13 protein-coding genes are annotated in these 12889 nt (G+C 60.4%); 5 read left to right on the top strand and 8 right to left on the bottom strand.

What is annotated here, in order from left to right; genetic code table 11:
- The first annotated feature begins 2 nt into the window (after window positions 1–2).
- Together J2805_RS16990 and J2805_RS16985 are read left to right on the top strand one after the other, a co-directional pair.
- Complete coding sequence (locus J2805_RS16990; RefSeq protein ID WP_309978288.1) at window positions 3–1814, top strand: type IV secretory system conjugative DNA transfer family protein; 1812 nt, start codon at window positions 3–5, stop codon at window positions 1812–1814.
- The gene (locus tag J2805_RS16985; protein ID WP_309978285.1) at window positions 1801–2310 is read left to right on the top strand and encodes a hypothetical protein; all 510 of its coding nucleotides are present in this window, start codon (window positions 1801–1803) and stop codon (window positions 2308–2310) included. The genes J2805_RS16990 and J2805_RS16985 overlap by 14 nt, the downstream gene beginning before the upstream one ends.
- A gap of 309 nt (window positions 2311–2619) precedes the next feature.
- Here J2805_RS16985 and J2805_RS16980 read toward each other — a convergent pair whose 3' ends face one another.
- Window positions 2620–3681: a DUF3644 domain-containing protein gene (locus J2805_RS16980; RefSeq protein ID WP_309978283.1), complete on the bottom strand. Its 1062-nt coding sequence runs from the start codon at window positions 3679–3681 to the stop codon at window positions 2620–2622.
- Between the two features lie 46 nt (window positions 3682–3727).
- On the bottom strand, window positions 3728–4141 hold the full coding sequence (locus J2805_RS16975) for an ABC transporter substrate-binding protein (RefSeq protein ID WP_309978282.1): 414 nt from the start codon (window positions 4139–4141) through the stop codon (window positions 3728–3730).
- Window positions 4142–4610: 469 nt separating this feature from the next.
- Here J2805_RS16975 and J2805_RS16970 point away from each other — a divergent pair, with 469 nt between their 5' ends.
- The 3 genes from J2805_RS16970 (at window position 4611) to J2805_RS23955 (ending at window position 7034) form a co-directional block, all read left to right on the top strand.
- Window positions 4611–5774, top strand: coding sequence for an ArdC-like ssDNA-binding domain-containing protein (locus tag J2805_RS16970; protein WP_309978280.1), 1164 nt, complete (start codon window positions 4611–4613; stop codon window positions 5772–5774).
- A 62-nt stretch (window positions 5775–5836) separates the two neighbouring features.
- Window positions 5837–6349: a single-stranded DNA-binding protein gene (locus tag J2805_RS16965; protein ID WP_309978278.1), complete on the top strand. Its 513-nt coding sequence runs from the start codon at window positions 5837–5839 to the stop codon at window positions 6347–6349.
- 211 nt (window positions 6350–6560) lie between these two features.
- Window positions 6561–7034 (top strand): helix-turn-helix domain-containing protein, encoded by a 474-nt coding sequence (locus J2805_RS23955; RefSeq protein ID WP_396134395.1) that lies wholly within the window; start codon window positions 6561–6563, stop codon window positions 7032–7034.
- Here the strand turns inward: J2805_RS23955 and J2805_RS23950 are convergent.
- The 6 genes from J2805_RS23950 to J2805_RS16940 form a co-directional block, all read right to left on the bottom strand.
- Window positions 7031–7657, bottom strand: coding sequence for a helicase associated domain-containing protein (locus J2805_RS23950; RefSeq protein ID WP_396134403.1), 627 nt, complete (start codon window positions 7655–7657; stop codon window positions 7031–7033). The two genes, J2805_RS23955 and J2805_RS23950, sit on opposite strands and share 4 nt — an antisense overlap.
- Before the next feature lie 13 nt (window positions 7658–7670).
- On the bottom strand, window positions 7671–7940 hold the full coding sequence (locus J2805_RS16960; RefSeq protein WP_309978276.1) for a helix-turn-helix domain-containing protein: 270 nt from the start codon (window positions 7938–7940) through the stop codon (window positions 7671–7673).
- A gap of 272 nt (window positions 7941–8212) precedes the next feature.
- The gene (locus J2805_RS16955) at window positions 8213–8914 is read right to left on the bottom strand and encodes a hypothetical protein (protein ID WP_309978273.1); all 702 of its coding nucleotides are present in this window, start codon (window positions 8912–8914) and stop codon (window positions 8213–8215) included.
- A gap of 250 nt (window positions 8915–9164) precedes the next feature.
- Complete coding sequence (locus tag J2805_RS16950; protein ID WP_309978271.1) at window positions 9165–10496, bottom strand: ApeA N-terminal domain 1-containing protein; 1332 nt, start codon at window positions 10494–10496, stop codon at window positions 9165–9167.
- A 236-nt stretch (window positions 10497–10732) separates the two neighbouring features.
- Complete coding sequence (locus J2805_RS16945) at window positions 10733–11398, bottom strand: HNH endonuclease (RefSeq protein ID WP_309978269.1); 666 nt, start codon at window positions 11396–11398, stop codon at window positions 10733–10735.
- 235 nt (window positions 11399–11633) lie between these two features.
- Entirely contained in the window at window positions 11634–12650 is a 1017-nt protein-coding gene (locus J2805_RS16940) for a DUF6602 domain-containing protein (RefSeq protein WP_309978267.1), read from the bottom strand.
- Between the last annotated feature and the right edge of the window lie 239 nt (window positions 12651–12889).

Below are 12889 nucleotides of genomic sequence, written 5' to 3'. Positions count from 1 at the left end.
AGATGAGTTCGCGGAGAGGCACCGACAGTCCGTTGGTCACGGCCGGGCTTATAGCCGTGGCCGGTTATGTCTGTCTGTGTTTCCTGATCCAGGGGGCAGCTAACGTCGTGATGGCTTGGCGCTGCGGCGGCAGTCTGCCGTCGCCGTTCAACCCGGCCGCCGCCGTCGGACTTTTCACCGGCCGGATCGACTGGGTGGTACCCGTACCGGAGGGATGCGACGTCGGGACCGGGAGTATCTGGTGGCTCGTTGGCCCGGTCCTCCTTCTGGCGGCTGCGCTCGCCGTTGGGTCTGTCTTTGCTTGGAGGCGGTGGAAGCAATCCGGCGCGTGGCTGCGCCAGGACATCCTGAGCCGCGAGGGCATCGCGCGCCGCACCGAGATCCTCCAAGATTTCGGAGCGAAGACCGTCCTAAAGCGCGGCAAGTTCACCCGACCGGGTCTGGCAAAACCACGGATCCAGGACGTGGCATGGACATTGGGCCGTTCCCGAGGTGTCACGATTCATGTCTCCACGGAGGAATCGATGGTCATCCAGGGTGCTCCGCGATCAGGTAAGGGCCTCTACGTGGTCATCAATGCCATCCTCGATGCGCCGGGCGCTGTGGTCACGACGTCTACCCGCGCCGACAACCTGGTGGTCACGATGAAGGCCCGTGCTACACGCGGCAGACCGGTCACGGTGTTCGATCCGCAAGGCATGTCCGGACTACCTTCGACGCTTCGCTGGTCTCCCGTCCGCGGCTGCGAGGACCCGGATATCGCTACGCGCCGCGCTCTCGTTATCACTGCGGACACGGAGATGAAGGGAGAGAACGCTGCATGGCAAAAGCGCTCGCTGATCATCCTGCAATGCCTCCTTCACGCTGCGGCCCTGTCCGGCGAGGGCGTCCGCGCGTTTCGGCGCTGGTCCTCGAGCCCGGTCTTGGCACGTGAGGCGTTGGAGGTCCTGAGCCAACCGGCGGCGGCGCTGGGATGGCAGGCCGATCTGATGGGCATCCTCGAGGATGACCCGCGGAACACGTCCAACTCCTGGATTGGTGTGTCGGCTGCTGTCGCACCGCTGTCGTCACCGAAAGTGCTCGCCGCTTTGGATCCCCGGGACGAGTCTGAGGAATTTGACCCGAAGACGTTCATCCGCGACTGCGGGACCCTGTATCTGATCGGCACCCGTGCGGGAGCTGCTGCGGCAGGGCCCTATCTTTCGGCCCTGATTGACGACATCGACAATGCCGCGCGCGAGATGGCGTTCGTCGCTCCGGGGGGAAGGCTGGATCCGCCGCTGTCCTTAGTTCTGGACGAGATTGCCAATCTGGCCCCATGGCCGGGCCTGCCGATCGCTCTGTCTGACGGCGGCGGCATCGGAATCTCAACGCTGGTGGTGCTCCAATCCCTGTCCCAGGCCCGTACTGGCTGGTCCATCGATGAGGCGGCCACCATCTGGGACTCGGCCATCATCAAGGTGATCTTTGGCGGGGGCTCCGACGAACGTGACCTGCGGTCACTCGCCGGGCTGCTGGGGGAGCGGAGCCTGACCCTGAATACACGTTCCTGGTCTGCGCAGGGCCGACAGGACGGCGAACAGATCAGGGAGAGCCCGGTCCTGCCGCTTCATGAGATCAGGCGGTTGCCTGCAGGCACGGCCCTGATGCTGGGACGTCGAACCCGGCCAATCCTCTTGGACCTGCGCGAATGGCACAAGCGAAAAGACGCTGCCGAGCTCGGTCGGTCAAAGCTGGAGCTTGAACGGACCTTGGCTGATGGGCACCGTCTGAGGCAGGCAGCACCTGAAGAGCCGGCCGATGGCCAGCCATGACGACGTCGAACGCTTTGAGATCCCATCGGCAGGAGCGGACGACGATGAGCTGACGGCGGAGCTCTTCCGCTCCGCATTCCGGCCACCGGGGCGGGCATCCGGCGTGACATACCGTTGGCGGGAAATGACAGCCGAGCAGGCCGGAAGCGTGTGGTGTTCTTTAGCGGTCTGGGTCCGCTGGCTTGTCGCCACGTACCAGCTAACGACGTCGGTGGTTCCGGATTGCTGGTGGCGGCACTCCGAGATCGTCGCCGAGCTCTATGCTCTGCAGCGGGCGGAGCTGGCCTCCTACGCCAGTGACGATCCCGGGTTCGGGCCCCTGGCGTTTCACGAACGGCTGCCGCACGCCGTCGAGCGTCTGCGGATCCATACCCGGACGGCCGGATGTGTCGGCCTGCAGGCGCACAAGGAACCGGTGCTGCGGGTCCTGAGGCCCGACGCTTCCGAGTTCGTTGAGTGGCAGATGGCTTCCCACCAGATCGGGGATGATTTCTGAAGTTAGGCGCTTTACGTGTAGCAGGGCTGAATCGGCGTTTGAAGAGTAGTGGGGTCGGATTCAAAGACATATGAGACGGTAGACGACGCCCATGGGGACACTGTGTGGAGATGAATCGGCTCCGAAAGCTGTGCGTCAAAGCTTTGTAGCGGTTGTCCTGAAAGACCGGCTTTCCGTTCGTGGTGTAGATCTCGACGGGATCACCGCAAATAGCGGAACCGGTCCATCGGCAGCGCGCGTCTAGGGCTGAGGAGGTGTCAGCCTGCGGATGTGGAATAGATGACAGGCGGCTCGGACGCGAACGCTTTGCTACCGCCTACTAGGAGCCGCCGTATATGCCACAGGCTCTTGGCCGAGGGCGGTCCTGTAGCGGCCGGGGTCCCGCAGTTCCTCGATGAGTTTGGCGACGTATTCAAGCGTGTAAACGTGGTTGGCGTGTGGAGTGCTGAAGACACAGAACATTCCATCGCTCGCGTTGCCCTTCTGGCGCGGTTTTGGGCCTACGCCGTCGCGCTGCCGCATCTTTGTGAAGTGATGCACTTCAAAGGCGAACCCGGTTTGCTCCTGCACAGCCTGTGCGGCCTTTTTTGGCAGCATTTCGTTGTCGAAGCCGCCGAGTTTAAGCTTTTCCACGATTATGACTGTGCCCTTTTGCGTGGCGAGTAAGCTCTCCAGTTCCTCTGGGCTCAGGGTGTTGGAGTTCACGAACTGAATGGCAAGGTCCGCCTCAGATTTTGGCCCCTTCATCGGACTTAGTTGTATCCGATATTCGTAGCGAGTGTCGCTCCTGAGCGAATCCGGAAGTGACGCCTCAAACTCAGTGATATAGGTCCGGGCTTCCGTCGGCAGATCACGCCGGAGGCTGCGTTGCTCGTCCATCCCTTCGGGCGTCAAAGACTGAACAAAGACGGGAAAGCGGAGTTCATCTGCGAGTGTTTCATCCCGACCGAACCGGGCAGTGAGTTCTCGTTCGAAGTTGATTACGTAGGCGTGAGCGTAGGCCGCCGTCGTCAGCAGAATGGCGTCCTCGTACCTGTGCTCGATCGAATTGCGGATGCCGATAAAGAACTCGACGTTTACACGAGCCGGGTCGTTGTCGCCAAAGGCCCTTTTCAGGCAGTGCTGAAGGTCCCAGGATTGTTTCTGTTTGTTCTTGTCTCGCTTGTACCGGCCGTTCTTTTCACGGTAGAAAATGTTTTCGCCGCGTCTGACGAGATCGGCGTGCAGGAGGTTCTGCCACGCGAGGTGCATGTGAACGACGAAGTCAGCGAAGCTTCGGCGATCCCCCGGCCGATTGTAGAAATCGACGGCAACGCACGCTTGCCGCCGCGCCTCCTGCATCGTGTGCCACCATTTCTGTCTTGGGGGCATTACTTTTCTCCCCGACGCTCAGCCGTGCCTGGTGGTGTTGCCCAGCTCATTTCTTGAAGTAGTCCAAGTAGGATTCGACCTCTTGCGTCTTCTCAGGACAGAAGTACGCGACTGTTAGGCGGACGCCCTCAATGCCGCCGCCTGTCTCGTTGCCGCCGATAGAGCGTACTGATACGCCGAGACCGGTGCCGGTCTGGTCACAGATTTCTTTTTCCATGTACTCGCCGAAGCTCTTGACACTGTCGGGAACGACGCCGAGGGCGGCGAGGTCTGCCTCGTACGAGCCGGTCGTCGCAATTGGTGAGGGTGTCGGAGTTGCCTTCACTGTCACTGTTTTTGTAACCGTCGGCTTCGGTGAGGCCGAGGGCGTTGCTGAGGTCGCAACTGTCTCTGCTCCGCTACAGCCGGACACAAGCGTGATGAGTAATAGAGCCGCGCCGCTCATGGCCTGCTTTTTCAAGGTTCCCCCAATATCGAACAAAGTCGTTTCTGCACCTTATCTGGGAAACGCAAAAAGACCGCCTCGCGGCCTAGGATATGGTTCCTGGGCTCGGGGATAGGGCAGCTCTGTAGAGGGATCCAACCGCGCTACTGGCGAAGTCCCTCGGCGTGCGGGAGGTCCCGAGGTCGCGCGGGCAGGATGACTAGAGCCAGGACAGTCGTCTTGAGCGTGGCGTTTTCCCAATGTTCTTGAGTTCGCGGGCCATGCCAATGACGGCCCGGGCTGCCGGTTGTGTCGTGCTGCAGGAGCACAAGGAGTCCGCCGCTAGCACCTTCCGGGTCGACGCACCGGACTTCGCTGAATGGCAGGCGGCTTCCCACCAGATCGGGGACGAATTCTGAAGTCATGCTGTTCGCCGCTGTGGGGACATGAACAATTATCCGCGGGGTGGTCCCGCCGGACTCCAAGAAGCATGGAGGCGGGTGTCGTGGCCCCTGAATCTGAAGACGTATCGAGCGCTGTGGCGGCAGGTGCTGCGCCGGACCGGAGTGAATCTGGCAACTCCCGCATGACGCCGGAAGAGCGCATCTCCGCCTTGACGGATGGCCTCCACAAAATCCTGGAAAAGGCTGTTGAATCTCCGTCGCAGTGGCAGGTGCTGTTGGATGCCTCGGCAACGTTGTGGCGTTACTCGGGCGGCAACGTTGCCCTACTCAAGATGCAGATGGCCCAGCGCGGTACCGACGACCCCACCCTGGTGGCCGGGTACAAGGAATGGGCCCGCCACGGCCGTACGGTGCTGAGAGGTGAGCATGCACTCTGGGTGATAGCTCCCCGCACAGCCCGACTCCAGCAGGTCACTCTTCCTGACGGTACCCGGCAACGGATCCCTGCGGGTGAGCGTGTGCCCCATGGCGCCGTCGACGATGGAAAGAAGACGGTCATCAAAGGCTGGCGAGGCCAGGCAGTCTTCGACGTCTCACAAACGCAGGGCACACCGCTGCTCGTTCCCCGCGGTGACGCCGAGTCTGTAGTGGACGTGGCTGAGCTGTGCGGATCTCTTGCCACGGTGGCGGGCAGCCATGGCTTCAGTGTCGATGTGACAGACGCCCAGTATGGCCTTACGAGCGGCTTTACAGATTTCACCCACCGCCAGGTACAGGTCGGCGCCTGGCTCAGCCCAGAAGAGCGTGCAGCTGTCCTTGCACACGAACTCGGACATGTGCTGCTTCATGGTCCCGACGATGGGGTCGGCCGGCTGTATGGGAGCAGCGCAGACCATCGGGGGCTGGCTGAGGTGGAGGCCGAATCCGTGGCTTACACGGTGCTTAAGGCCCATGGGATCGACCGCGGACCTCAGTCCGCAACGTATCTCGCCGGATGGGCTGACGCCGTCGTTGACGCGGAGAAAGACGCGATGGCCCACGACGCCGGCAGTAGGCTTCCGGCGTCCCGTGCAGATATTGCGAAGTCAGTATTAGGAAGGGTCACTGCTGCCAGTAAGGGAATTCTCGAAATCACGCATCCGCCGGGATTCGGCGGCAAGATCACCAGCGCCGACGCGGACCCACGGTTGAGCCCGGCGGCGTCCTACGCAGGCGTTGGACAACTTTTGCGGTCCGTTGACGGACCTGTGATGGCCGGACCGTGAGGCCAACTGGCACTAATTTGTCCGGCGGGAAAGTCCCGCCGGCTTTGGAAAGGACAAGAACCATGGGCACTAAGATCCCGATCAACATCGCCGGCAACCTGGTTGCCGATCCCGAACTGAGCGTCGGCGAAAGCGGAGTGGCTCACGCTAAGCTTCGCGTCGCCGTCAACCAGCGCATCCAGGGCGCGGACGGCACTTGGCAGGACGGAGAGCCCGTCTTCCACAATGTCTCTGCATTCCGTGCGCTGGCCGAGAACTCGGCGAGTTCACTGCGAAAGGGCGACCCGGTTACTGTGGCGGGCGAGCTGGAATTCCGCTCGTACGAGAAGGATGGCGAACGCCGCGAAGCCCGACGCATTGTCGCCGACACCATTGGACCGGATCTCCGCTTCGGCACCGCGGTGTACCAGCGCATGTCGCATGCGCCAGTTGCAGCTCCGGATGCTGAAGTACATACGCACCTTGAAGCGCCCGTCGCAGCAGACGCGGCTACGCCGGCATACAACGTCAGTTCGAAGAGCCCAGTGGTGGTGCCCCCTTTCGGGGTAGCCGCGGGGAGTGAGATGAGTTTCTGAGGCAGAGGGGCCGTCCGCGTGGCGGGCGTGAGGCGTTGCCTAAGCGGGTTGGTGAGCAAACCAACTCGCTTCTCCGCGTAACGAGCGCCGGAGTGCCTTGGCCGCTCGTTTGAGGAAGTACACGCTAGAAGCACGACTTTCGTCGTCGCCGAGGGTGCGTGCACGTTAACTCCACCGACGATGGGCAAAGACATCAGAAGCGTGTAACCGGATGTGCTCCTTCTCCGGGGCGCCGCGTGCTAGCGGAGCCCTAGCGACCCGCCCCCGATGGAGCTCTTGTCATCTTTCCGCCAGCGATGGAGCTCAGGTCAGTAGTAGAACATCTGCAGTCCCTCGAACCTATAAAGTCGGGGTCCCACGTCCCGGTGCTTCCGAGTCAATAATTTCCCTTGCCTCTTTCCTGAGACAGACGAGGCAGGAAAGGAGGAGCACGACGGGTGCTCGGATCCGCGAGTTGAGGCTCGCGCAAAATCTCAGTCAAGAAGCACTTGCTCTGGAATCCGGGCTTAGCCGAAACATGATCATCGGCATTGAGTGGGGGAAGAAGAGTGTCGCCTACGAGCGCCTGTGGGACGTGGCTGACGTGCTTGGTGTTTCCGTGGCTGAGCTCCTTGCAGATTCAGCAGCACCGCCGGAGCGGAATCCGTACCGGGGTGGACGGCGAGCAATGGGGGCCAAAACCTAAAGGGACGCGTCTGCCGTTCGCGGCTTACCACTACCCTTGGGCCTCCAGGTATTCCAACCAGGGACGGCTGTATTGATGGCGGCAACCATTTCGTCGGTCATTCGTCCGTTGAGGGCGTTTTGTCGCTGAGCGTGAAGCCAAACGCCCAACTGACGTTCTGTTGAGTCGGTGAAGTTCCGATACGAGGGCCATCGGTCCGACGTGGTCATGAACGCCGCGAGAGCGTTTAGGCGCCCATGCCAGTTGGCCATGTCGCGCTGAACTCGGGCTGACCTGCTCCAATCGCCGGCGTCGTCGAGTCGAGCCTTCCGTTCATGATCCAATTTTCCTTTGAGTAGGGCGTATCGCTGTCGGGCCAGCCACCTTCCTAGGGAAGCCTCCACATGATCGGACACCTGTATGTAAGGCATCCTGCCGTTTGAGGATATGAACTCCATGAGCTCTTGATGTCGCTCGCACCATTTGACGGGAATGACCGGAGGCTGGAAAGGTACGTGGTCCGTGTGTTGGGCTGCGAGTGTAGGGTCGCGACGCTTGCTCCAGGCTAGGACTCGCACCACACGATCGACCGGTACATCACACAGCTTCGCTATGACTGTGGCAGTCAAGCCGCTGCGATACATCAGCGTCCATTCGTCAGAGCTCATGCCCCGCTTCACCTGCTGCAGAGCTTTTGGCGTCGACCTCTCCCGACGCTATCCGCATGGCTGTCTGCTCGTACGCGTCAATGATGTATTTCTCAAAATCTCTGACGCCGATACGCCACAGGTGACGTCCCCCTAATTGAAATCCCCTTAGCTCACCAGATTTTAGAAGCGATCTTACTTGGGGCAACCCCACATTGAGTTCCTCTGCCACCTGTTCTATGGTCAGGAATCGGTGATTGGGCGTCTTCTCTGATGACATGGCTCAATTGTATGGAGCCGAGATCGGCACAAGCGGGATCATCCTAATTCTGAATGTGCTCACAATCGCAAGGCCTTAGAGGCTTAGCGTTGGATCCCCCAGCGGGAAATGGGGACAACGGTGCGGAGCGGCCTACCTAGACTCCCAAACCCGCGCCGTTGTCATTTAGGCCGCGGGCACTCGGCAATGAAAGTTTTACAACCGGTTCAATCAGGAAACGGCAATCACGACCGGGGGCGTTGCTGCGCGCGCAAGTGGTCCCACCCCCACCCCTAAGCGGTGGACGAAATACTAAGAGGTCGAACCGTGAAGCTGACCGGCGTCACCCTGGGAAAAGCAAACCAGCCCTCGCGATGAAACAGGGTGAGGGACGGGACATCTCTGTCCAGATGTTTGAGCATCTGGAGGACATGGCGGTCAGTCACGGGCAGGCCGTCGCCCGCGCGTAGCGTGAAGCTCGCGATCTTCTGCCCTCTGGCGCAGAACACGAAACGGAAATTGACAGTGGGAAACTCCGACTCCAGCTCTTTCTGGAGTTCGGGGAGGATGACCACAAGGACGCGAGCCATGTCGTCCCATTGGCGGTGTGGTTCGATGTGGTCTGCCAGTAGGGTGACGGCTACTCGTGGCATGAGACTGCGGCGTTTGAGTGCCGCCACCCTCCCATGCCAAGCCATCAGGAACTTTGCCAACTGGATGGTGATGCCGATCGGCTTCATGAATTGGAAGACGGCCGCCACCGTTCCCACCCCAGGGCCGCCTGCGGCCGCTCCAATGCCCACTGGGATCGCCTTCTGGCACGTTATCCCAGCGCGCTGCAGAAACTCTTGGACATGGACCGACATCGCGTCCCCGTCGGGCCGCGCGAGCGAGTTGAATTCCACCCTTACATCGACCCCCACAATGTCGTCGGGCACATCGACGTAATCCGGCCGTCGCCGTCGATCCATTCGCTCTTGCTCGCTGTAGGTCACTGCGGTCGCTTCCCCATCGCCATTGGAGTCACCTGTGAAGCAGGGGACGGCTGTCAGGTTACAGGGCGGAGCCTCTTGAGACCCACGTTTGCGAGACACAGAGTTCCGCAATCGTTAGTTCCATGGCCCCGATAGGGGATCCTCTATCGGGTAATGGCCACCCTAGGGCAATCCCCTTCAGAGGCCACGGGCTGTGCCTGGTGCTGTGGACGGATCAGCATCGGCCCGATGTATGCGTATCGTCTCGGAGCTAATCGACCCTAACGAAATTGCGGGGCTGTCTATCATCCGCGAGTCGCGACTTCACCACGTCCATCGCGATACCAAGCTCCAGTGCGACCCAAGCTCGTACGACCATGACGCTTTCAGCCCACGAGTTCATCACATCGGCTTCATCGGGCAGGGTCCGGTTTGCGTGTTTCAAAGCGTTGTATGTGGCCACGGTCTGATTTGCCCACGTGGGGCCATCGAACGGGAGACAATCGCCCAAGTCAGCGAGTATCCGTTCAAAGCGTGATTGTAACGTGGCGAAGGAAGCCTTCTTGGCTTCTATACCGTCGCGAATCATCAGTAGGTACCCCAATGCCTCGACGCCCGGCCCGGTGTGGGCTAGGCGCGTCTGAGGGGTGGTGTTTTGGAGATCAATGCTCGTGATCACTGGGTCGAGAGCTCGGGCGAACTTGTTCCGCAGAGTAACCCAGCGGCCGATGCCTTCGAGACCGATGTCCTGATACTGCAACAGATGCGGGTGATAGTTCTGCGGTGCAGGCTTGCGCTCGTCATCCGAAACGACGACCTCGCGCCACTGTTCTCCGTGGGACTTGCCGTCCAGAGTGGTCATGGGGTCGTCTTCGCGGAGCGCACGTACCGCGACACAGGATTCGTCGCGCCACCTCGATACGACGAGCAGGTCACGAATCGCCCGGTGGAGTTGCATGTGAACATCCCAGTCCAGCGGCTCTACGCTGCGCGTGGTGCACCTCAGATGGTCAAGAAGCACCCGGCGATCTTGGCTCGTCTCGGGAACCACTCCCCAACCTGATCTAAAGTCGAGGGTCATCCCCGAGTGCTCGCCCGCCTTCAACGTCCTAGTTTCGAGAGAACTCAGAATGACTCCGTGACTTCCGTCTTCCCATTCGCGTCGCTCTTCCCAAGAAGTGACTCCCAGCCACTCACGAAGTCCGGATATCTCGGTCTGCAGCCCGTGGGGTCGGTCGAACTCCTTGTCTTCTTCGACACCCATAATTGCCGCTCGAGCCCATAGTGTTCCGCTTCCGGGTCCCCCGACATTCGCATGAAATCCACGCGCCCGACACCGGATCAAAAGCACGGTCCCGTGGGAATCGTGAAACAGCACGCGTTTCGGTACAGGCTTCGCCTGTACCTTGCGTTCCGCGCCCGACGAGAGGCTGCCGTTGCTCATGAACCAAGCCGCGTACGGCACTTCCGGGTTTGACCACGCCACTGTAACGCCGATGCCTGAATCGGATCGTTCGAGGGTCACCTTGACGCCGGGCGTGTCCTCATATGTGTCATAGAAGTCGCCGCTACGGCGTGTCCCCTTCACCAGCTCGTTCGGCACGAATTCTCCCTATTTCATCGCATGCTGGTCTCAAACTAGCAGCGGGTTGTCCAGTAGTAGTGCCGGTTGCATTTCTTGGGGGATTGGCGGCCGATACTCGAGGCGATATTCTCATGCGAACGATAGACACCAAAATCCAAGCCTTGCAGTGGTTCGCTGCGGAACTGGATGCCCGCTCTTCCCCACGCGAACAAATGCAGGGCGCTCCGAGCTGGCCATCCGAACGACTGCGCCTGTCAGTTGCCGGCGCCGGTGTCCCATTCTTGTCCGAAGGTTCCGGAGGGGCGTCCCGTTATTTGCTCCCGTTTCCAGGCCGCAGTCTCGTAGCGCGAGGTCCGGCCTGTCATGAACGTCTCCGGGGGTGAGGCATGTCCGCGTAATTCGAATTGGCTGACCGCGGTCGTCAGCATCCGGCGGTAATCCTCGATGGCGACATACTCGGCTGGGAAATCTGCGTGGGCCATGTTGCAGAAAAGATGGGCAAGCACGACGTTGCCCCACACTTCTAAGTGAGACGCATTATATTTTGGAGCATAGCGTCGAAGTGGCGAGACGTGATCCTGACTGGCCATGGCAGGATGGCCATTGCGAAGATGGATGTCTACGGTTAGCCCGCAGACTTGGCAGATATTTCCATCCCGTCGCCACAGCGTCAGCGCGACTTTACGTCGGTTTGAAGGCAGCCTGTCATGGTCTGGCGGCCAATCCCATGCCGCCCAGAGCTCGTCGGTCATTTGAGCGTTCGGTATCAGGAGTTCGGGCGGGTCCTCCCATGGCTTGTACGGGTATTTTTTCCGTGGAGTCTTTCGCCGGGGGCCGCCAGCCGAAGGAGGTAAGACCGCCAGATGATCTGCTGTCAGTTCAAAAAATTTCGGTGGCTGATGCCCATCGGACTCCGTCATTTTCGCGCCCCCTTAGGTCGAATCCTGTTGCAACCATTGGCCTCAATGTAATGCCGATATTGGAAGTTAGGCCGCCATGATGACCCCGGCGACTTCCCAACCCGTTCAAGCAGGGAGCCGCTATCACGACCGGGAGACGGCGGACATGCCTTAAGGGGTTACCCCCCACCTGACCTGTGCAGGCGAGACATTCAGTCACCCGAAGGGGCGGTTCCTGCAGCACCACCAAAGTGATTCAGGGAAGGTGCTGGCCCCATTCGTTCCACCCGGAGGCGTCCCGCCATGTGCCACCTCGCTCCAGGCTCGCGGCCACATCCGCGCTGTAAATTGCATGCAAGGGCCAGTGGCGCATCTCGCCTTCTGATGAACCCCCTAGACCGGCCAGTCGAAAGTAATCTGCCAGCGGGCGAGTCGAGGGATCCTCCCAAGCCAACTGTTGCAGGATCGTCGCGATTGCAGCCGCGACGGGGTTAGATTTTGACATGTCGGATTCAGGCCCAGGTCGTGAGTAGCTGGTGCTGGCGCCACCCTCCTCACCAAACCCGTAGATGTCACGGTAGGTTGGCCACTCATTACCGAACAGAGCGCGCCCCAGATACGGAATTTTCGTCAGCGTCCAACAAGCAAGATCGGCCACACAGACAAGGTCCACCAAGTTACGGGGGTGCTCAGCTGCTTTGTGCAGTTCGCGAAGAACGCCATCAACGTTTCCTATTGGGGTGGAGGCCTTTCCCTTCCAGGAATGGCTATGGGCAAGAATCCCGTACGTGGGAGTACCCGTCAGTTCCCGGTAGGGGGAGGACGTCCGCTCACCCGAAAGGCTTCGCAGAACCACCGCGGTAGCGGCAGCTTCGCGAAGGTGGTGGCTCTTCAACGTCGTCTTGCATTCGAAGGCTGCGGCTACTCCGTGGACAAGGTAAACCTTCTTGTTCAAAAGACGAGACGGGTAACCAGGCCGCAGCACCAACAGATCGATTTGAGGGCTTGCTCGGCCGTCAATTCCAAGCACCCGCCCCTTGGTCACGATTTTGTACGATTCAGGCAACCATGCGCGAAGAAGCCCCGCCCAATTTTCTTCACCCTCATCGCCTGCGGTGCCGGGATCCTCCGTCGCCCTCGCGAAGATCCGTTCATACTCTGACGCGATCTCAACCAGGTCCTGGCGTAGAAAGGTCAGTAGTTCGTGCTCACGGGCCGACTTTTCCACAACTTCGTTAGCATTTTCGGTTTCAGGCTCTGCTTCATCGCTCATTCGAATGATCATAGTCATCAAGGGTGCACGGCTTCCAAGCAGTGCCGAGTTCTGGATTGTGGAAGCACCGGCACATGTCGGGCTGCGCGCCCTTCCCGCCCGCCGACTCCAGCTCTGGGCAATTTTATCTTCTCAAAACGATGGTTAGGCATTTGCATCCGGGGGGTCTGGAGGTGCGCGCAACTCCATCTCGTTGCGTTCACGCCTTGCAGCGACAGCTAGGGGCGTCATTACAGCGA

This window comes from Arthrobacter oryzae (genome assembly GCF_031454875.1).
In the GTDB taxonomy this organism is placed as follows: Bacteria; Actinomycetota; Actinomycetes; order Actinomycetales; family Micrococcaceae; genus Arthrobacter; species Arthrobacter oryzae_D.
This window is presented reverse-complemented; position numbering and strand designations above follow the sequence as displayed.

Coding starts and splice junctions, on each gene's coding strand:
- J2805_RS16980 (WP_309978283.1), bottom strand. CDS start 3,681: ATGCCCCCAAGACAGAAATGGTGGCACACGATGCAGGAGGCGCGGCGG.
- J2805_RS16965 (WP_309978278.1), top strand. CDS start 5,837: ATGGGCACTAAGATCCCGATCAACATCGCCGGCAACCTGGTTGCCGAT.
- J2805_RS16990 (WP_309978288.1), top strand. CDS start 3: ATGAGTTCGCGGAGAGGCACCGACAGTCCGTTGGTCACGGCCGGGCTT.
- J2805_RS16945 (WP_309978269.1), bottom strand. CDS start 11,398: ATGACGGAGTCCGATGGGCATCAGCCACCGAAATTTTTTGAACTGACA.
- J2805_RS23955 (WP_396134395.1), top strand. CDS start 6,561: ATGTGCTCCTTCTCCGGGGCGCCGCGTGCTAGCGGAGCCCTAGCGACC.
- J2805_RS23950 (WP_396134403.1), bottom strand. CDS start 7,657: ATGTATCGCAGCGGCTTGACTGCCACAGTCATAGCGAAGCTGTGTGAT.
- J2805_RS16940 (WP_309978267.1), bottom strand. CDS start 12,650: ATGAGCGATGAAGCAGAGCCTGAAACCGAAAATGCTAACGAAGTTGTG.
- J2805_RS16960 (WP_309978276.1), bottom strand. CDS start 7,940: ATGTCATCAGAGAAGACGCCCAATCACCGATTCCTGACCATAGAACAG.
- J2805_RS16985 (WP_309978285.1), top strand. CDS start 1,801: ATGGCCAGCCATGACGACGTCGAACGCTTTGAGATCCCATCGGCAGGA.